The organism is Pseudomonas sp. URMO17WK12:I11 (assembly GCF_007677725.1).
Taxonomy (GTDB): domain Bacteria; phylum Pseudomonadota; class Gammaproteobacteria; order Pseudomonadales; family Pseudomonadaceae; genus Aquipseudomonas.
The window spans coordinates 87277-107130 of record NZ_VEDF01000009.1; the positions used below are offsets into that span (position 1 = coordinate 87277).

Annotated in this window: 19 protein-coding genes; 16 read left to right on the forward strand and 3 right to left on the reverse strand. The window is 62.7% G+C overall.

Translation table 11 applies throughout. The annotated features are described in order from the left end of the window. Nucleotides 1-57 precede the first annotated feature (57 nt). The 14 genes from FS665_RS17495 (at nt 58) to FS665_RS17560 (ending at nt 14364) form a co-directional block, all read left to right on the forward strand. Nucleotides 58-1146 carry an efflux RND transporter periplasmic adaptor subunit gene (locus tag FS665_RS17495; RefSeq protein WP_145191070.1) on the forward strand — a complete coding sequence of 363 codons (1089 nt, stop codon included), beginning with the start codon at nt 58-60 and terminating at the stop codon, nt 1144-1146. Next, nucleotides 1143-2210, forward strand: coding sequence for an efflux RND transporter periplasmic adaptor subunit (locus FS665_RS17500; RefSeq protein WP_145191073.1), 1068 nt, complete (start codon nt 1143-1145; stop codon nt 2208-2210). The genes FS665_RS17495 and FS665_RS17500 overlap by 4 nt, the downstream gene beginning before the upstream one ends. Continuing rightward, nucleotides 2207-5260 carry an efflux RND transporter permease subunit gene (locus FS665_RS17505; protein ID WP_145191076.1) on the forward strand — a complete coding sequence of 1018 codons (3054 nt, stop codon included), beginning with the start codon at nt 2207-2209 and terminating at the stop codon, nt 5258-5260. Before FS665_RS17500 ends, FS665_RS17505 begins: the two co-directional genes overlap by 4 nt. A gap of 202 nt (nt 5261-5462) precedes the next feature. After that, on the forward strand, nt 5463-5645 hold the full coding sequence (gene oscA / locus FS665_RS17510; RefSeq protein WP_145191078.1) for a sulfur starvation response protein OscA: 183 nt from the start codon (nt 5463-5465) through the stop codon (nt 5643-5645). A gap of 51 nt (nt 5646-5696) precedes the next feature. After that, nucleotides 5697-6704, forward strand: a complete 1008-nt coding sequence (locus tag FS665_RS17515) for a sulfate ABC transporter substrate-binding protein (RefSeq protein WP_145191081.1) — start codon at nt 5697-5699, stop codon at nt 6702-6704. A 70-nt stretch (nt 6705-6774) separates the two neighbouring features. Next, entirely contained in the window at nt 6775-7593 is an 819-nt protein-coding gene (gene cysT / locus FS665_RS17520) for a sulfate ABC transporter permease subunit CysT (protein WP_145191084.1), read from the forward strand. A gap of 10 nt (nt 7594-7603) precedes the next feature. Then, entirely contained in the window at nt 7604-8476 is an 873-nt protein-coding gene (gene cysW / locus FS665_RS17525) for a sulfate ABC transporter permease subunit CysW (protein WP_145191087.1), read from the forward strand. A 3-nt stretch (nt 8477-8479) separates the two neighbouring features. Further along, a complete protein-coding gene (locus tag FS665_RS17530; protein ID WP_145191091.1) occupies nt 8480-9469 on the forward strand; it encodes a sulfate/molybdate ABC transporter ATP-binding protein in 990 nt (329 codons plus the stop codon). A gap of 286 nt (nt 9470-9755) precedes the next feature. Beyond that, the gene (locus FS665_RS17535; RefSeq protein ID WP_145191094.1) at nt 9756-10562 is read left to right on the forward strand and encodes an energy transducer TonB; all 807 of its coding nucleotides are present in this window, start codon (nt 9756-9758) and stop codon (nt 10560-10562) included. A gap of 29 nt (nt 10563-10591) precedes the next feature. Beyond that, entirely contained in the window at nt 10592-11311 is a 720-nt protein-coding gene (locus FS665_RS17540; RefSeq protein WP_145191097.1) for a MotA/TolQ/ExbB proton channel family protein, read from the forward strand. Nucleotide 11312: 1 nt separating this feature from the next. After that, on the forward strand, nt 11313-11714 hold the full coding sequence (locus FS665_RS17545; protein WP_145191099.1) for a biopolymer transporter ExbD: 402 nt from the start codon (nt 11313-11315) through the stop codon (nt 11712-11714). Between the two features lie 213 nt (nt 11715-11927). After that, nucleotides 11928-12509: an alpha/beta hydrolase gene (locus FS665_RS17550; protein WP_145191102.1), complete on the forward strand. Its 582-nt coding sequence runs from the start codon at nt 11928-11930 to the stop codon at nt 12507-12509. Between the two features lie 64 nt (nt 12510-12573). Beyond that, nucleotides 12574-13404 (forward strand): sigma 54-interacting transcriptional regulator, encoded by an 831-nt coding sequence (locus tag FS665_RS17555; RefSeq protein WP_145191105.1) that lies wholly within the window; start codon nt 12574-12576, stop codon nt 13402-13404. Nucleotides 13405-13578: 174 nt separating this feature from the next. Beyond that, nucleotides 13579-14364, forward strand: coding sequence for a MetQ/NlpA family ABC transporter substrate-binding protein (locus FS665_RS17560; RefSeq protein WP_145191108.1), 786 nt, complete (start codon nt 13579-13581; stop codon nt 14362-14364). Between the two features lie 54 nt (nt 14365-14418). Here the strand turns inward: FS665_RS17560 and FS665_RS17565 are convergent, their stop codons facing one another. Continuing rightward, complete coding sequence (locus FS665_RS17565; protein ID WP_145191111.1) at nt 14419-16782, reverse strand: penicillin acylase family protein; 2364 nt, start codon at nt 16780-16782, stop codon at nt 14419-14421. Between the two features lie 87 nt (nt 16783-16869). Between FS665_RS17565 and FS665_RS17570 the strand changes: the two genes are divergently transcribed. Further along, a complete protein-coding gene (locus tag FS665_RS17570; RefSeq protein WP_145191114.1) occupies nt 16870-17436 on the forward strand; it encodes a sugar O-acetyltransferase in 567 nt (188 codons plus the stop codon). Here FS665_RS17570 and FS665_RS17575 read toward each other — a convergent pair. Further along, a complete protein-coding gene (locus FS665_RS17575; protein WP_145191117.1) occupies nt 17415-17981 on the reverse strand; it encodes a DUF6436 domain-containing protein in 567 nt (188 codons plus the stop codon). The genes FS665_RS17570 and FS665_RS17575 overlap by 22 nt on opposite strands. Nucleotides 17982-18098: 117 nt before the next feature. Here FS665_RS17575 and FS665_RS17580 point away from each other — a divergent pair, with 117 nt between their 5' ends. Next, entirely contained in the window at nt 18099-19025 is a 927-nt protein-coding gene (locus FS665_RS17580; RefSeq protein ID WP_145191120.1) for an alpha/beta hydrolase, read from the forward strand. Here the strand turns inward: FS665_RS17580 and FS665_RS17585 are convergent, their stop codons facing one another. Then, entirely contained in the window at nt 19026-19775 is a 750-nt protein-coding gene (locus FS665_RS17585; RefSeq protein ID WP_145191123.1) for a DUF2059 domain-containing protein, read from the reverse strand. It lies immediately after the preceding gene. Nucleotides 19776-19854: the final 79 nt, after the last annotated feature.

A 19854-nucleotide genomic window follows, 5' to 3' on the forward strand; every position in this document is an offset into this window, starting at 1 on the left:
CTGATCTACGCTGACAGTCGCATACACAAATCATTTGTGCGCAAGCAGGGAGCCTGCATGACGTTCAATCGTCCGCTGTCGGTCATGTGCCTGGGGCTGCTGTTGGTGCTCGCTGGCTGTAGCAAGGAGGAAGCCCCCGAGATTCTGCCTCGGGTAGGCGTGCAGCAGGTACAGCCTACCGACTTCGCGGCCCGGGTGACCTTGACTGGCGATATTCAGGCGCGTGTGCAAACCGACCTGTCTTTCCGTGTTGGTGGCAAGATCATCTCCCGCAGTGTCGACGTCGGTGACCACGTCAAGGCCAACCAGGTGCTGGCGCGCCTGGACCCCAAGGACCTGCAGAACAACGTCGATTCGGCCAAGGCCGAAGTGTTCGCCGCACAGGCACGGGTTACCCAGACCAGTGCCGCCTTCGTGCGCCAACAGAAACTGCTGCCCAAGGGCTACACCAGCCGCAGCGAATACGATGCCGCCGAAGCGGCCCTGCGCAGTAATCAGAGCGCGCTCAAGGCCGCCCAGGCGCAACTGGCCAGCGCCAACGAGCAGCTGGGCTACACCGCTCTGGTGTCCGAAGCCGATGGCGTGATCACCGAGCGCCAGGCCGAGGTCGGCCAGGTGGTGCAGGCGACCATGCCGATCTTCGGCCTGGCTCGGGACGGCGATCGCGACGCGGTGTTCAATGTCTACGAATCCCTGCTGGTGGCGCCGCCTGGCGATGCTGGGGTGGTCGTCAGCCTGCTCGACGATCCCAAGGTCCAGGCGCGCGGCTTCGTGCGCGAGGTCACCCCGACCGTTTCCGCGCAGAGCGGCACCGTGCAGGTCAAGGTCGGCCTGAAGGACGTGCCTGCCGGTATGCAACTGGGCGCACCGGTGACCGCCACGGTCAACGGACAAGGCCAACCCAGCATCGAGCTGCCCTGGTCAGCCTTGACCAAGGCGCTGCACGAGCCTGCTGTGTGGGTGGTGGGCGAGGGTGACAAGGCCGAGCTGCGCAAAGTCCAGGTCGCGCGCTACCTGACCGGCAAAGTGGTCATCGCCAGCGGCTTGCAGGCGGGAGAAACCGTGGTGGTGAGCGGCGGGCAGCTGCTGCATCCGGACATGAAAGTGGAGAGGGTCGCAGCCAAGGATGGGGGTAAGGCGCCATGACCAAGCCCCTCATGCTATTGCTCGCCGGCCTGCTGCTGGCCGGCTGTGGGCAAGATGAACAGGCCCCGCCGCCCATTCGTCCGGTGTTGTCGGTCAAGGTCGAGCCCCAGGCCCAAGCCCAGCTCGGACGCTTCGCCGGCAGCATCCAGGCCCGTTATGAAAGCACCTTGGGCTTTCGGGTCGGCGGGCGTATCGCCCGGCGTTGGCTCGATGTCGGCGCCCAGGTCAAGGCGGGCGACACCTTGGCAACGCTCGATCCGACCGACCAGCAAAATCAGCTGCGCGCCGCCGAAGGCGATCTGGCCCGGGTCCAGGCGCAATGGATCAACGCCCAGGCCGATGCCCGCCGTCAGCAGCAGCTGTATGACCGCGGCGTGGGCGCCCAGGCCCAGCTGGACGTTGCCCAGACCAACCTGAAGACCACCGGCGCTTCGCTGGAGCAGGCACGCTCGGCAGTCAGCCAGGCCCGCGATCAGCTTGATTACAGCACCTTGCGCAGCGACCATGCAGCCGTCATCACCGCCTGGCAGGCCGAGGCCGGGCAGACCGTGACGGCAGGCCAGGCGGTTGTCACCCTGGCCCGTCCAGATGTGAAGGAAGCGGTGATCGACCTGCCCACTGGCCTTGCCGAGCAATTGGACCGGGGCCTGACCTTCACCGTGGCTTCGCAGCTCGATCCCACCATCAACACCACCGCCAGCCTGCGCGAACTCGAGCCGCAGGCCGACGCCACCACGCGCACCCGGCGAGCCCGCCTCAGCCTGGCCAGCACCCCGGCGGCGTTTCATCTGGGCACCGCCATCAGCGTGACCTTGAGTTCGCAGGTGACGCCACGCGCCGAATTGCCGGCCAGCGCCCTGCTCGAGCGGGACGGCAAGACACAGGTATGGGTGATCGACCCGCAGCAAAAGACCGTGGCGTTGCGTGACGTCACGCTGATTGCCCGTCGTGGTGACAGCATCGTGGTGGGCGAAGGCCTGCAGCCGGGTGAGCAGGTGGTCACCGCGGGCGTCAACAGCCTCAAACCTGAGCAGAAGGTCGCTTTCGACGAGGATGCGCAATGAAAGGAAGCTTCAACCTGTCCGAGTGGGCGCTCAAGCACCAGTCGTTCGTCTGGTACCTGATGTTCGTCGGGCTGTTGATGGGGATTTTTTCCTACTTCAACCTCGGCCGTGAAGAAGACCCTTCATTCACCATCAAGACCATGGTGATCCAGACCCGCTGGCCGGGCGCTACCCAGGACGAGACCCTCTACCAGGTCACCGACCGCATCGAAAAGAAGCTCGAGGAGCTCGACTCGCTCGACTACGTCAAGAGCTATACCCGCCCGGGCGAGTCCACCGTGTACGTGTACCTGCGTGACACCACCAAGGCCGAGGACATCCCGCAGATCTGGTACCAGGTGCGCAAGAAGATCCAGGACATTCGCGGCGACTTCCCTTCCGGCATCCAGGGCCCAGGCTTCAACGACGAGTTCGGTGACGTATTCGGCTCGATCTATGCCTTCACCGCCGACGGCCTGACCATGCGCCAATTGCGCGATTACGTCGAGCGGGCGCGCGCCGAAGTGCGCGAAGTGCCGAACATCGGCAAGATCGAGATGGTCGGCATTCAGGACGAAGTGCTGTACCTGAATTTCTCGACCCGCAAGCTGGCTGCGCTGGGCATCGACCAGCGCCAGGTCATGCAGGCCTTGCAGTCGCAGAACGCAGTGACGCCGGCAGGGGTGATCGAAGCAGGGCCGGAGCGCATCTCAGTGCGCACGACTGGCCAGTTCGCCTCGGAAAAGGACCTGGAGAACGTCAACCTGCGGATCAATGATCGCTTCTTCCGGCTGGCCGACATCGCCGCCATCGAGCGTGGCTATACCGACCCCCCGGCACCGATGTTCCGCTATGACGGCCAGACCGCCATCGGCCTGGCCATCGGCATGAAAGCCGGCGGCAATATTCAGGTATTCGGCGAAGCCCTGAAGGAAAAGATGGACCGCATCACCAACGAGCTGCCAGTGGGGGTTGGCGTGCATACCGTCTCCAACCAGGCCGTGGTGGTGAAGAAGGCGGTGGGTGGCTTTACCAGTGCACTGTTCGAGGCGGTGATCATCGTGCTGGCGGTAAGCTTCGTCAGCCTTGGCGTGCGCGCAGGGCTGGTGGTGGCCTGCTCGATCCCGTTGGTGTTGGCCATGGTCTTCGTGTTCATGGAATACAGCGGCATCACCATGCAGCGTATTTCCCTGGGTGCGCTGATCATCGCCCTGGGCCTGTTGGTGGATGACGCGATGATCACCGTCGAGGTCATGGTCACGCGTCTGGAAATGGGCGAAAGCAAGGAGCAGGCGGCCACGTTCGCCTACACCTCGACGGCCTTCCCGATGCTGACCGGGACCTTGGTGACGGTGGCCGGCTTCGTGCCGATCGGCCTTAACGCAAGCTCTGCAGGCGAGTACACCTTCACCCTGTTCGCGGTGATTGCGGTGGCCTTGCTGGTTTCCTGGGTCGTGGCGGTGTTCTTCGCCCCGGTGCTGGGGGTGCACATTCTCAACAGCAAGAAGATGAAAGCCCACGACGATGAGCCGGGGCGGGTGGGCCGCGCCTTCGAGCATGGCCTGCTGTGGTGCATGCGCCATCGCTGGCTGACGATCATCGGCACCATCGTGCTGTTCGCCTTGTCAGTGTTCTGCATGCGCTTCGTGCAGAATCAGTTCTTCCCGTCTTCGGACAGGCCAGAGATTCTGGTTGACCTGAACTTGCCGCAAAACGCCTCGATCAATGAAACCCGTAAAGTCGTCGATCGCTTCGAGGCGACGCTCAAGGACGATCCCGACATCGAAAGCTGGAGCACCTACATCGGCCAAGGCGCGATCCGCTTCTACCTGCCCCTGGACCAGCAGCTGCAGAACCCCTATTACGCACAATTGGTCATCGTCAGCAAAGGCCTGGAAGAGCGTGGCGAGCTGATGGCACGCTTGCAAAAGCGCCTGCACGAGGATTTCGTCGGCATCGGCACCAATGTGCAATCGCTGGAAATGGGCCCGCCGGTCGGTCGGCCGATCCAGTACCGAATCAGCGGCAAGGACATTGACCAGGTGCGCAAGCATGCCATCGACCTGGCCACCTTGCTCGACCAGAATCCGCATATCGGTGAGATGATCTACGACTGGAATGAGCCAGGTAAGGTACTGCGCATCGAGATCGCCCAGGACAAGGCGCGGCAACTGGGGCTGTCTTCCGAGGACGTGGCCAATGTCATGAACAGCATCGTCACGGGCGTACCGATCACCCAGGTCAACGACAACATCTACCTGATCGACGTGGTTGCACGCGCCGAGGACAGCGAACGCGGTTCACCCGACACGCTGCAGAATTTGCAGATACTCACCCCCAACGGCACCTCGATCCCGCTTTTGTCGTTCGCAACCGTGCGTTACGAGCTCGAGCAGCCGCTGGTATGGCGTCGCGATCGCAAACCTACCATCACCCTCAAGGCCTCGGTCAGCGGTGATATCCAGCCCACCGACCTGGTGGCTCAGCTCAAACCGAAGATCGAAGAATTTGCCGGCAAGCTGCCAGTCGGCTACGAAATCGCCACGGGCGGTACCGTGGAAGAAAGCGGCAAGGCCCAAGGGCCGATTGCCGCGGTGATCCCGCTGATGCTGTTCCTGATGGCGACCTTCCTGATGATCCAGCTGCACAGCGTGCAGAAGCTGTTCCTGGTGGTCAGCGTGGCGCCGCTGGGGCTGATCGGCGTGGTGCTGGCCTTGGTGCCAACCGGTACGCCGCTGGGCTTCGTGGCAATCCTCGGCATCCTCGCGCTGGCCGGCATCATTATTCGCAACTCGGTGATTCTGGTCACGCAGATCGATGAATTCGAGGCGCAAGGCTATTCACCCTGGGACGCGGTCGTGGAGGCGACCAACCACCGCCGCCGGCCTATCCTGCTCACGGCCGCCGCAGCAAGCCTGGGGATGATTCCGATCGCCCGCGAAGTGTTCTGGGGCCCGATGGCCTACGCGATGATCGGCGGGATCATCGTGGCCACGCTGCTGACGCTGTTGTTCCTGCCGGCGTTGTACGTGGCCTGGTACAAGATTCGCGAGCCGCAGGGGCAGAACTGAGCGCGCCTCCCGCGTACCTTGGAGCCTATCGGCGGGCTCCAAGGCCGTCTTGCCCACATCGAAATGCCCCTTGAACTTTGGTTATATAAAAATTCTTAAACAGTATTTTTAAGAATAAACCTGCCTGACTACTATAGCCCTCAAGCCAGGCGCTAATTCCTCCCATACCTCAGCCCGGCACCCTACTCCAAGGAGAACGAGCATGAGTGCATCGCTGCGCAGCATCGACGGTCAGGACGAAGCCACCATCCTGCGGGAAATCCAGAGCGCCCTGCGCGACCTGCGCTTCGGTGCAGTGGAGATCACCGTGCACAACGCCCAGGTGGTGCAGATCGAACGCAAAGAGAAGTTCCGCCTGCAACAGCCCAACAACAAGGCTGGCTAATTCGTATCCGCGTTTTCACAACTAGAAAAAATGCCAATCGGGAGCTTCACCATGTCCATCCGCCGTTATGCGCTGGCCGCCCTGGCCAGTGCTGTTTTTGCCGGTTCCGCCGTTGCCAAGGATTACCAGCTGCTGAACGTGTCCTATGACCCGACGCGTGAGCTTTACCAGCAGTACAACGCCGAATTCATCAAGCATTGGCAGCAGACTCACCCGGACGATACGGTGAAGATCCAGCAGTCCCACGGTGGTTCGGGCAAGCAAGGTCGTGCGGTGATCGACGGCCTGCGCGCCGACGTGGTGACCCTGGCCCTGGCCGGTGACATCGACGAAATCGCCAAGCTTGGCAAGACCTTGCCAGAGAACTGGCAGACCCGCCTGCCGGACGCCAGCACCCCCTACACCTCGACCATCGTGTTCCTGGTGCGCAAGGGCAACCCCAAGGGCATCAAGGACTGGGGCGACCTGATCAAGAAAGATGTCTCGGTCATCACGCCCAACCCGAAAACCTCCGGTGGCGCTCGCTGGAACTTCCTGGCGGCCTGGGCCTACGGCCTGAAGGCCGGCGGCAGTGAAGAAAAAGCCAAGGAATACGTGCAGGAGCTGTTCAAGCACGTCCCTGTGCTGGACACCGGCGCCCGTGGCTCGACCATCACCTTCGTCAACAACGGCCAGGGCGATGTATTGCTGGCGTGGGAAAACGAAGCCTTCCTGGCACTCAAGGAAGACGGCGGCAACGACAAGTTCGACATCGTCGTGCCATCGCTGTCCATCCTGGCCGAACCGCCGGTGGCAGTGGTCGACAAGAACGCCGAGAAAAAAGGCAATACCGAGATTGCCACCGAATACCTCAAGCATCTGTACAGCCCGCAAGGCCAGAAGATCGCCGCCGAGAACTTCTACCGCCCGCGCGATGAAAAGGTCGCTGCCGAATTCGGCAAGCAGTTCCCGAAACTGGACCTGGTGACCATCGACAAGGACTTCGGTGGCTGGAAGACCGCGCAGCCGAAATTCTTCAATGATGGTGGTGTGTTCGACCAGATCTATCAGGCACAGTAAGCGCCAGGTTTCAAAAGCCTGCACCGGCCCGGAATGTCTCCGGGCCACGTGCATTCATCCAGGGATCCTTATGTCGCGTCGTATTTCCCCCGTCATACCCGGCTTCGGGCTGACGCTGGGTTACACCTTGGTGTACCTCAGCCTGATCGTGCTGATACCGCTGGCTGCAATGTTCATCCACGCTTCGCAGCTGACCTTCGAGCAGTTCTGGAACATCATCAGTGCGCCGCGGGTGATCGCCGCGCTCAAGCTGAGCTTCGGCACTGCGCTGTTCGCCGCCATCATCAATGGTGTGATCGGTACCCTGCTGGCCTGGGTGCTGGTGCGCTACACCTTCCCCGGGCGCAAGATCATCGACGCGATGATCGACCTGCCGTTCGCCCTGCCCACCGCCGTTGCCGGTATCGCCCTGACCGCCCTGTACGCCCCTGCCGGCTGGGTCGGCCAGTTCGCTACCGACCTGGGCTTCAAGATTGCCTACACGCCGTTGGGCATCACCCTGGCGCTGACCTTCGTGACCCTGCCGTTCGTGGTCCGTACGGTGCAGCCGGTACTGGCCGACATTCCCCGTGAAGTGGAAGAAGCCGCCGCCTGCCTGGGCGCCAAGCCGCTGCAGGTGTTTCGCCACGTGCTGGCACCGGCGCTGCTGCCGGCCTGGCTGACCGGCTTTGCCCTGGCCTTCGCCCGCGGGGTCGGCGAGTACGGCTCGGTGATCTTCATCGCCGGCAACATGCCGATGAAGACCGAAATCCTGCCGTTGCTGATCATGGTCAAGCTCGACCAATACGACTACACCGGCGCCACCGCCATCGGCGTGCTGATGCTGGTGGTTTCCTTCATCCTGCTGCTGCTGATCAACCTGCTGCAGCGCCGCATCGAAACCCCGTGAAGGAGGCCGCATGTCCAGTTCGACCTTGAACGCAAGCGCCGCTGCCAATGCTGCCCGGCGCGGCAGCGCCACGTCACGGCGCATCCTCATCGGCCTTGGCTGGTTGGTGTTCGCGGTGTTTCTTCTGCTGCCGCTGGTGATCGTGGTGTCGCAGGCGCTGAAAAATGGCTTCGGCACGTTCTTCGAAGCGATTTTCGAACCTGACGCCCTGTCGGCGCTCAGGCTTACACTGTTGGCCGTGTTCATCTCGGTCCCCTTGAACCTGCTGTTCGGGGTCAGCGCCGCCTGGTGCGTGAGCAAGTATACGTTTCGTGGCAAGAGCATCCTGGTCACGCTGATCGACCTGCCGTTTTCGGTTTCGCCGGTGATCGCAGGCCTGGTCTATGTGCTGATGTTTGGTGCGCAAGGCTTTTTCGGGCCCTGGCTGCAGGATCATGACATTCAGATCGTCTTTGCCCTCCCCGGCATCGTCCTGGCCACCATCTTCGTCACCGTGCCGTTCGTGGCCCGTGAACTGATTCCGCTGATGCAGGAGCAGGGCACGCAGGAGGAAGAAGCAGCGCGCCTGCTGGGTGCCAATGGCTGGCAGATGTTCTGGCATGTGACCTTGCCGAACATCAAGTGGGGCCTGATCTACGGCGTGGTGCTGTGTACCGCGCGGGCGATGGGCGAATTCGGCGCGGTGTCGGTGGTTTCGGGGCATATTCGCGGCGTGACCAACACCTTGCCGTTGCACGTGGAAATCCTCTACAACGAGTACAACCACGTCGCGGCCTTCAGCGTGGCCAGCCTGTTGCTGATCCTGGCGCTCTTCATCCTGCTGCTCAAGCAGTGGAGCGAGAACCGTATTAACCGCCTGCGCCACAGCGCCGCGGAGGAATGATTCATGTCGATCGAAGTTCGTAACGTCAGCAAGCGCTTCAACAGCTTCCAGGCTCTGGACAACATCAACCTGGACATCAACAGCGGCGAGCTGGTGGCCCTGCTTGGCCCATCCGGCTGTGGCAAGACCACCTTGCTGCGCATCATCGCCGGCCTGGAGACGCCTGATCAGGGCAGTATCGTGTTCCATGGCGAAGACGTCTCCGGTCACGATGTGCGCGATCGCAACGTGGGCTTCGTGTTCCAGCACTATGCTTTGTTCCGCCACATGAGCGTGTTCGATAACGTCGCCTTCGGCCTGCGCATGAAGCCCAAGGGCGAGCGCCCGAGCGAAAGCCGAATTGCCGAGAAGGTGCACGAGTTGCTCAACATGGTTCAGCTCGACTGGCTGTCCGACCGTTACCCGGAACAGCTTTCCGGCGGGCAGCGTCAGCGCATTGCCCTGGCCCGCGCGCTGGCGGTCGAGCCCAAGGTGCTGTTGCTCGACGAGCCCTTCGGCGCGCTCGATGCCAAGGTGCGCAAGGAACTGCGCCGCTGGCTGGCGCGATTGCACGAGGACATCAACCTGACCTCGGTGTTCGTCACCCACGATCAGGAAGAAGCCATGGAAGTGGCCGACCGCATCGTGGTGATGAACAAGGGCGTGATCGAGCAGATCGGCTCGCCGGGTGAGGTCTACGAGCAGCCGGCCAATGATTTCGTCTATCACTTCCTGGGTGATTCCAACCGCCTGGCGCTCAGCGAAGGCCAGCATGTGTTGTTCCGCCCGCATGAAGTGTCGCTGTCGCGCCACGAAACCGAAGGCCACCATGCTGCTGAAGTGCGCGATATCCGGCCATTAGGGGCCACCACTCGGGTGACCTTGAAAGTCGAAGGTCAAAGCGAGCTGATCGAAGCCGAAGTGGTCAAGGACCATGACAGCCTCACTGGCCTGGCCCGTGGTGAAACCTTGTTCTTCCGGCCGAAGGTCTGGCAGAAAGTGGCGGATCTCTGAGTAAGATAAAGTCGATCAGACCCGGGCCCTGGCCCGGGTTTTTTATGCGCGCTTTGCCCATTTACCGGCCTTCGGGCGATGCATTTTTTGAATACGCAATATGCAAGCAAAGCATGAGTAATCCTGCCGAGGCTGCAGCCCGCGAATTCCGGGGCATGCTCGTCAGGACGTATTTTTTATATTCAATAAAGGACTAGCTTTAACTCGAAATATTACTTTCAGTGATAAGCCTGCAGTTCGATGATTCAGCCACACACCTGAATCAGCACTGCCAGGAGCTTCATCGATGGGTAATGTCCAGACGGCCGCCAGGGCCTACGACCAGTCATGGCGCCCCAGCCCGGGTGAGCTGCTCGACCTCGGTCGCACGCCGCGCCTGCCACTGGGACAATTACGACTGCAACGCCAACCGGTCAGCGGCCTCAAGCACCGCGACAAGTTACTGCTAGGGCTGCTGGTCGTGGGTCTGCACGCAGCTGCAGCCTACTACGTGAGCCAGACGCCGACCCCGGCACTGCCGATCGTGCCCCCGCAAATCCCGCCGATGACCATCGAATTCGCCGCACCTGCGCCCGCGCAGGTAGAGCCGCCACCTCCAGCGCCTGCACCGCCTGTGGTCGAACCGCCGCCACCCGTGGTCGATGAGCTGGCCAGCAAGCCCAAACCCAAGCCTAAGCCGGCGCCCAAGCCGGTGGCCAAGCAGCCGCCCAAGCCGCAGGCGTTGCCCAAACCCGTACAGGCGCCGACGCCGGCACCGGCACCGGCACCGGTTGCCGCTGCGGTTGCGCCAGCACCGGCGAAACCCGCACCGGTGACGCCCCCATCGGCCAATGCCGCCTACCTGAAAAACCCTGCGCCGGAATACCCGCAGATGGCGCTGCGCCGCGGCTGGGAAGGCACCGTGCTGCTGCGTGTCGAGGTCCTGCCTAGCGGCAAGCCAGGGCAAATCCAGATTCAGCAGAGCAGTGGTCGCGATGCCCTGGACGCCGCAGCCCTTGCCGCGGTCAAGCGCTGGAGCTTCGTGCCTGCCAAGCAGGGTGATGTGGCGCAGGCGGGCTGGGTCAGCGTGCCGATCGATTTCAAGCTTCGTTAACGTTTCGCAGAACACAGGAAGACACCCTCATGAGCTTGTTGGCATCCCCCCTTGCATCGGTTGAAAGTGCAGTCATCTGGCTGTTGGTCGGTTTTTCGGTCGCGACCTGGGCCCTGGCGTTGGCCAAGGCAGTGCAGTTCGTGCGTCTGAAGAACCAGGACAAACGTTTCCACAAACAGTTTTGGGCGGCGTCCAGTCTCGATTCGGCAGCGCAGTTGAGCCACGAACTGCCAGGCCCGGCGGCGCGCGTGGCGCAGTCAGGCTACGCCGCGATCGCCGTAGGTGACGCCCAGCCAAACGACCTGAGCCATGCCATCAATCACCAGGACCGCCTCGAGCGCGCGCTGCGTCAGCAGATCGTGCGTGAACGTCGCTCATTGGAGACCGGCCTGGCGGTGGTCGCGAGTATCGGCAGTACTTCGCCTTTCATCGGCCTGTTCGGGACCGTGTGGGGCATCATGGAAGCGCTCAAGGGCATCAGCGCTGCCGGCTCCGCCAGCCTGGAAACCGTGGCCGGCCCCATCGGCGCCGCACTTGTCGCCACCGGTGTGGGTATCGCCGTCGCGGTGCCAGCGGTGCTGGTGTACAACTATTTCCTGCGCCGCCTGAAGCTCACGGCTGCCGACCTGGATGACTTCGCCCACGACTTCTACAGCTTGGCGCAGAAGAGTGCCTTCCGGGTCCTGGTGCACCCTACGCTGCACAAGCACCAGGCCGGGTTCACCCAGCCGGTGAAGGAGGCCTCCTGACATGGCCTTCTCGACCCAGGACGGTGATGAAGTGCTCAGCGAGATCAACGTCACGCCATTGGTGGACGTCATGCTGGTGTTGCTGGTGGTGTTCATCGTCACCGCGCCGCTGCTGACCAACGCCATTCCCATCAACCTGCCCAAGACCGAGGCGGTGGCCCCAGTGGAGCAGAAAGATCCGTTGGTGGTGAGCATCGACGGCGGCGGCAAGCTGTTCATCAACAAGGATGAAATCCAGCCGCAGGTACTGGAAAGCCGGCTGAAGGCCGCCAAGCAGGAGGATGCCCAGGTGCGCGTGCAGCTCCAGGCTGACGATGGCGTGAATTATGGCGAAGTGGCACGTGCCATGGCGGCCATCGAGCGAGCGGGCATCAGCAAGCTGGCGGTTATCACAGCGCGCTGAGGGGCTTTGATTTTCTTCAGGCAAGGTGTTTGGGGGCCATATCTCGTGACAGGGATTGGCCCTCTTTTTTGCTTGTGGGCCCGGTCCTGGGAAAGTCGCGCAGCCCCGATTGAATAACTCTTATGGTTATTAATAAATAGCTTCTTATTCCTTTACCGATATAACCACAGCTTTATACTGGGGCCCAAGCACGCAAACACTGGAGGCGTCCCCATGCGCAATGAGTCGATTCGTTACCTGATTGTGCCGGGCTGGCAAGGATCGCCAGACAATCATTGGCAGAGCCATTGGCAACGCACGCTACCCAACGGGGCCAGGGTAGAGCAACGCGACTGGCTCACCCCGCAGCGCGATGACTGGGTACAGGCGCTGGAGCAAGCCATCGCCGGCGAACCCACGCCGGTGATTCTGATCGCTCATAGCCTCGGCTGCGTCACGGTCGCCCATTGGGCCGCGCAGGCAAGCCCGGCCTTGCTGCGCCGAGTCCGCGGCGCCCTGTTGGTGGCGCCGGCGGACGTCGAGCGACCTGGGTGTGCGGCTGCCCTGCGCAACTTTGCGCCGATTCCGCTGCAGGCGCTGCCGTTTCCCAGCCAAGTGGTGAGCTCCGACAACGACCCGGCGGTCAGCGTGCCGCGTGCGCTGTTGCTGGCCCAGGCCTGGGGCGCTGAGGTCGGGCTGCTGAGCAATGCTGGGCATATCAACGTCAAGTCCGGTCACCAGCGCTGGGAGCAGGGTTTCGCCTACCTGTATCGCTTGCAGAGCCGTGTCGAGCAGCGCGCCTTGCGCCTGGCCTGACCGGCTGATTTCGTTCACCGATTGCCTGACGCCCAGCCAGCCATGGCACGGGCGGGAGTTTCCCATGACTGTGCAAAATCCCTTCGGCCAGCCGCTGCTGACGTTTCCCGAACTGGACAAGAGCCCTTTGAGCATCCGCGCCAAGGCGCTGGTGTTCATCGATCCGCGCTCGCAGCAGCTGCGCCAGGCTCTGGAGCGACTGGCGCCGCAGGCGCTTGCGGTGTTGATCCGCGGCGAAACCGGCACCGGCAAGGAGCTACTGGCGCGGCAGATTCATCGTGCCAGTGATCGTCCCGGTTTATTCGTTTCGGTCAATTGCGCAGGTATCAGCCCGACCTACGCCGATGCCGAATTGTTCGGCTACAGCGCAGGCACCCAGGGCGGTACCGCCAGCAGCCGCGCTGGTTGGTTCGGCTCGGCCAACGGCGGCACCTTGTACCTGGATGAAATCGCCGACCTGCCGCTGGCCATCCAGGGCAAGTTGCTGGCCGCACTGGAAAACCGCGAGGTCACCCGGGTGGGCGCGCAGCAACCGCAGCCGGTGGATGTGCGCCTGGTTGCCGCGACCAGCATTGACCTGGCCCGCGTGGTGAAGGCTGGGCGCTTCAACGAACGCCTCTATCAGTACCTGCGTGAGGGCGCCTTGGAGCTACCGCCGCTGCGGGAGCGGCCGGGTGACATCCTGCCCTTGGCCGAGTATTTCGTGGGCATTTACAGCGTACGCTTGCAGCGGCCCCTGGCGCTGATCAGCGAGGCTGCGCAGCGGGTATTGGAAGCACACACCTGGCCCGGCAATACGCGTGAGCTGGAAAACGTCATCCACTTCGCCTTGCTGGTCAATGACAGCGAAGAGCTGCAACCCCATGACCTGGATTCGCTCAACCCGGCGCCCTAGAGAGGCTAAGAAGCAAAATGAGTGATGGCAGTTTGTTTTTGGCATAAGCAGCTAATTAAAAGATATTGTTGCGGCATAAGAATTCTCGGTATCGTCCGCTCCACGCCCAGCGGTGAAACGGTTGGGCACTTGACTTCGCCATCGCAATGGCCCCGATCCAGAACAAGGACCACCATGAAAAAAACCCTGATCACCACTGCACTGGCCGCCGCCTTGTCGTTCGCCGGCCTGGCGTCTGCCGCCGAGAAGCTGGTGGTAGCTGCGACCCCAGTTCCACACGCTGAAATCCTCGAGTTGATCAAGCCGACCTTGGCCAAGGAAGGGGTGGACCTGCAGATCAAGGTCTTTACCGACTATGTGCAGCCGAACGTGCAAGTTGATCAGAAGCGTCTGGATGCCAACTACTTCCAGACCCTGCCATACCTGCAGAGCTTCAACGAAGGCAAGGGCACCCACCTGGAAACGGTGATCGGCGTGCACGTCGAGCCTTTCGGTGGTTACTCGAAGAAGGTCAAGAGCCTGAACGACCTGCCTGAAGGGGCAAGCGTCGCCATTCCCAATGAAGGCAGCAACAGTGGCCGTGCCTTGTTGCTGCTGCAAAAAGCTGGGCTGATTACCCTCAAAGACCCGAAAAATGCGCTGGCGACCCCGAAAGACATCGCCGAGAACCCGAAAAAGCTGAAATTCCGCGAGCTCGAATCGGCCATGCTGCCGCGCGTACTGGATCAGGTCGACCTGGACATGATCAACACCAACTATGCGCTGGAAGCCGGCTTGAATCCGGCCAAGGATGCGCTGGTGATCGAAGGTAGCGACTCGCCTTACGTGAACTTCCTGGTGGCCCGTCCGGACAACAAAAACAGCGAGGCCATGCAGAAGCTGGCCAAGGCGCTGACCAGCCCGGAAGTGAAAGCCTTCATCGCCAAGAAATACCAAGGTGCGGTACTGCCTGCGTTCTGATTGGCTAAGCCGATAAAAAAACGCCGACGCGCTTGCGTCGGCGTTTTTGTTTGCTCAAGGCGCAGGTACCAGACGTAACCGACTCTGCGCACTGATCACGCCCAACTGCGCGCGTTGGTATCTGCCTTCTATATAACCCTCGGCCTGGTCCGAGAAGTGCCGATCGAAAGGCACGCCGCTTTGCCCGACCGGGTTGTTGGTCAGTGCCTGACCGGCATCGGCGAAGTCGACCAGGCGCCGGGTCGAGGGCCCATAGTTGACCGGCCAGGGAGCAGGGCCAAGTTTGGCCGAGAGGTTGTTGGGCACCTCGTGGGTGCCAGGGGCGGCGAACGGCCCGACGTTGAACAGCAGGTTCAGCGGTTTCTGCACGCCTAGCGGATGATTGTGGGTTAGGGTATGGGCTTTGCCCCACTGCCAGCTGGCTGGGTCCTGGCCAAGGGTTTCACGCAGGTGGGCAAGGCTGTTGTGCCAGGCCAGGCGCACGACGGCAGGACGCTCTCCAGGCTGGTCGCTGCCGCGGCTGCGCCACCAGGGCGACTCGGCGTCGGCCGCCAAGCGGGGTAGGGCGGCATCGATGGCGCGAGTGCTGAGCAACAGGGCGAACCAGGTATCGCCCAGCTCATCGTGCAAGGCGCCGTGGGCCAGCTCGTAGAGAAACTGGTTGAACAGCGTGGCACTGGTGGACGTCAGTGGATAGTCGCCACGCCAGCCGGCGAGCTGCTCGACCAGCTCCTTTTCTTCGTCACCCTCGGCCACCTGACGCAGCGTCGCCAACAGCGGCGCAAGGGTACGCGGGCCGTAGTCGCTGGCTGTGTCGAGCTGCAGCGCCTGGCTGTTCTCGGTGTCCCAGCGTATCTGGGGGTTGGCCAGATGACGATCGAGCTGGCGGCCACGGTCGGGGAGGTTGTAATACCCAGGGATCGGCATCGCCGCTGGCGGCTGGTAGTTCGCCGACACGATGTAACCGCTGGCCGGGTTCTCCTGCTGAGGGTTGGCACTGAAAGGATAGAAACCCAGTTTGTCCGCCTCTGCGCTGGCGCCGTCAAGCATGAACGCAGGATTGACACCTTCGGGGCGAATCGGCAACTGCGCCGCTGCCCACCAGCCGATATCGCCGCGGGCGTTGGCCCACACGAAGTTCAGCCCAGGTGACTGCACCTGGCTGGCCGCCGTGCGCATCTTGTCCAGGGTGTCGGCGCGGTTGAGCTGGTAGAAGCCCTGCAGAATAGGGTTTTCGGTTTCCAGGAATGCCCACCACATGGCGATGGGCCTGGCACCGGCAGCTTCGCCCAGCACGTCATTGACGATGGGGCCGTGGGCAGAGCGGCGCAGGTTCACCGTGACCGCAGGTTCGCCCTTGACCTGGATAGTCTGCACGGACTTTTCCAGTGCTTGCCACTGGCCGTCGATCAAGACCTCGTCGGCGTTGGCCGGGTTGGTTTTTTCGACGATCAAGTCGACATCGTCGTTCTGGAACATGGTCAGGCTCCAGCCGAAATCGCGGTTGTGGCCGAGCAGGGCGAACGGATTCAATGCTTGAAAGTAGCCGTACAGGTTGAAACCAGGCGCCGACAGCTCGGCTTCGTACCACACCGCTGGCACGGCAAAGCTGATGTGCGGATCGCCAGCGAGCAGCGGCTTGCCGCTGCGGGTCCGACTGCCGGCGACGACCCAGGCATTACTGCCCTCGAGTTGCGGGATCCCCGCCGCCAGCAGGGCGTCATGACCCGCACGGGCGACCATTTCCAGGCTTTTCCAGTCGCCGGCAGCCAGCGGCGTGGTCAGCGCCCCCTGTGGGACCCAGTCCAGATCGAAGATCTCCAGGTATTGTGGGCCAAGCTGATCACGAATGTAGGTCAGCGCAGGCTCGGTACGAAACGCGGCGGCGAAGCTGTAGGCCAGGTAGCCGGCAATGCTCAGGGTATCTTCTGCGGTAAAGGGCCGAGGGGTGATGCCGATCAGGTCGAATTCGACCGGCCGAGGGTGGCTGGCCTGCCAGGCGTTGACGCCTTCCAGATACGCCTGCAGGGCCTGCCAGGCGGGCGATTGCTGATCCTGGCGCTGCGCCATCAGCGCGGCCTGCTCACGAATGCGCAGGCTGCGAAACAACGTGTCGGTGGGCAACAGCTTGGCCCCCAGGACTTCGGCCAGCTCGCCGCGGGCCAGGCGGCGCATGATCTCCATCTGGAACAGCCGGTCCTGGGCATGCACGTAGCCCAGGGCCCGGTACAGGTCCGCTTCGCCTTGCGCCTGCAGGTGCGGTACGCCACGGCTGTCGTAGCGCACCGTGACCGGCGCCTGCAAACCCTTCACGGCGACCTCGCCCGCGCGTTGTGGCAGCTTGCCGTGTATGTACCAATAACCGGCACCAGCGCCCACGGCGACTACAAGGGCCAGTACTGACAGGCTGCGCTTCATCGAGACTCCTTGTGCATTCGAGCGGAAACTGTTGTCCGATCATCGACGGATTCGCGAAAAGAGCATAGCCCCTCGGTAGGAGTACCCATGTCCCTCAGCGAAAAACAGAAAATGCTCAGTGGTCAACTGTACCTGGCCAGTTGCCCCGAGCTGCAGGCCGAGCAGATTGCCAGCAAGCATTGGATGCACCGTTACAACAACAGCGTCGAGCTACTCGACGAGGCGCGCAACGGCCTGCTCGCCGAACACTTTGGCCATGTTGGCGAGGGCACGGTGATCCGCCCGCCGTTTCATTGCGACTATGGCTACAACATCAGTGTCGGGCGCAACACGTTCATCAACTTCAATTGCGTGATCCTCGACGTGGTGCCGGTGCGCATCGGCGATGATTGCCAGATCGGCCCCAACGTGCAGATCTATGCGGCAGATCATCCGCTCGACCCTGAAGTACGCCGCAGCGGACTGGAGAGTGGCCGGCCAGTGGTGATTGGCGACAACGTCTGGATTGGCGGAGCGGCGATCATCCTGCCGGGGGTGACGGTTGGCGACAACGCCGTGATTGGGGCTGGGAGCGTGGTGACGCGTGATGTGCCCCCGGGGGCAACCGTAGTGGGTAATCCGGCGCGGGTGCGTCAGCCCGCCCAGGAACAGTAGCAACCGACCGCCAGCGTGTTGGATGCAGTGACCTTGCGCCCCGCCAGCAGCGCCTTGATGATGGGCTCTATGAAGCTGTTGCTGGCATTGCAGACGGCCCCTTCGCTGTAGGGGCCGAAGTACGCCAGATGCCCTTCACGATCCCAGATGGCGACCGCCGGCGATGCTGGCAGTCGTTCGCTGCCGGGCAGGTAGGCGAGAGGCTGCAGGCTGTTCAGGTTGGCCGGCAACTGGCCGTGGCTGCCGGGCTTGTGCACGACGTGGAAGGTCACGCCTTGGCCGGCGAACTGGGTAATCAGGTCGCCCAGGTGCTGCTGGTTGCCAACATTGCAGGGGCAGGCCGGGTCCCAGAAGTGCACGACGCGGATCGGGCCGGGGCCGGCGAGTTCCGTAGGCAAGCGCAGTAAGCTGCCGTCGAATAGCGTGGCCTGCTCGTCGAAGGGCCGCAGGTAGCGGGACTGGAAGCTGCTGTAGGCCAGCCAGAACACCAAGCCGCTCAGCCCGATCGCTGCAATCACCAGTAGCTGTTTGATTCGCTTTGCCATGCTCGATCCGCAGTGCGGGCCGTCAGCGGCCCGAGAAGAAAAGTGCTCAAGCTTGCCACGCCGCCGGCCAGAGCTGAATATCGCAGATCAATTCTCGCCCAGTTGTGGATGTAATCGATGCCCGCCAGCTTTCACCCTGACCTGCTGCGCGCCGAGTTGGCGCCGTTGGCTGCCCGTGCTGCAGTGTCCGAACAGGGCCAGCGCTATCAGCGGTTCTATGGCCTGGACCTGCCAGGGCAGCGCTGGCTGGGTGGTTTCTCAGCGGGGGGATTCGAGCTGGCCGCCCAGGCCTGGCTGCCAGCGCAGGCGGTTGCCACGGTGTTTCTCCTGCACGGTTACTACGATCACATGGGGCTCTATGGGCACGTGGTGAGCTGGGCACTGAACAGCGGCTTTGCGGTAATCAGCTGCGATTTGCCTGGCCACGGACTGTCCAGTGGCGAACGGGCCAGCATCAGCGATTTCGCAATCTATCAGCAGGTGCTCGAAGGGCTTTTCGAGCAGGCTCGAAGCCTGCAGTTGCCGCGCCCATGGCACTTGTGCGGGCAAAGTACCGGCGGCGCGATCGCGGTAGATCATGTGCTGCACCAGGGTGTGCACAGCCCGATCGATGGGCAGGTAATCCTGCTGGCGCCGTTGGTCCGCCCGCGCGCCTGGCACTGGTCGAAGTTCAGCTATCGGGTGCTGCGCCATTTCGTCGACGGCATCGAGCGGCGCTTCAGCGAAAACAGCAACGACCCGGATTTTCTGCCGTTCCTGCAGGCCGATCCATTGCAGCCGCGGCGGTTACCTACGGCCTGGGTCGGGGCCTTGATCGACTGGGTCACGCGCATCGAGGCGGCGCCGCGCAGCACGCGGCAGCCGCTGATCATTCAGGGCCAGGCAGATGGTACCGTGGACTGGCCGTACAACCTGCGGGTGCTCAAAAGCAAGTTCGCCGAGCCGCAGATCCTGATGCTGCCCGATGCCCGTCACCACCTGGCCAATGAGCTGCCAGCCATCCGTCAGCGCTACTTCGAGTTCATCGATCAGCGCCTGGGCTGATCACGGCTGCGTGGGATTCTGACCGACCGCCAGCCCAGCGCGCACTGCGGCGATGGCAGCCTGATAATAGGCCCTGCCTTCGGCCGACTCGGCGAACGTGGCGAACGCTTCCAGCTCGGCATCGGACAGGTTGCGGTAGACATACAGCAGGGTGTTGTTGAGGTCTTCGCCGATCTGGCTCATCAGGCGCTGGCGCTGCCCGTCGAGCAGCCCTTGGGCCTGACCCGCGCCGAACAGCCCTGGGATCATCGAGCTGAGACTGTCGGCCGCGACGCCGGCAATCGCCAGGCTGACCTCGGCACCGGCTTCACGCGCCGGCAGGGCCTGGGCCAGGTGGCCGATGATCAGCAGGCGGTCGTCGCTGGCCTGGATCTTCGGCAAGCCTTTGGCGTTCTTGGCCAGTTGATCCTTGCGCGTGGCGAGCAGCTCGGCAGCGACGATCTTGCGCCCCAGGGGCGATTGAAAGAAGGTCAGGGCCGGTGCCGGATCGGGCAGGGCGCTGCGCAGCTTGGCCAAGGCCCGGCTGTCCATGGCCTGGGCCTGGAAACGCTGGTTGCTGTTGCTGACCAACGCCTGGTACACCGCTGGCGGCAGGCTGTTGTGGTAGCGCTGCTGGGCTGCGCTGACGGCATCGGTGAAATGGGCACGCTGGTCGGGCCAACCGGCGGCCTTGTACAGTTGATCGACGCTGTCCGCCCAGGCAGGCATGGTGCAGATCATCAGCACAAGCAGGGAAAACAGACGGCGCATTCAAGACTCCTGTCGACAGGCAGCTATTGTCTGTGGCGCAGTGTCGTTTTGTCGAGCAATCCTGTCGCTTGTCAGCCAA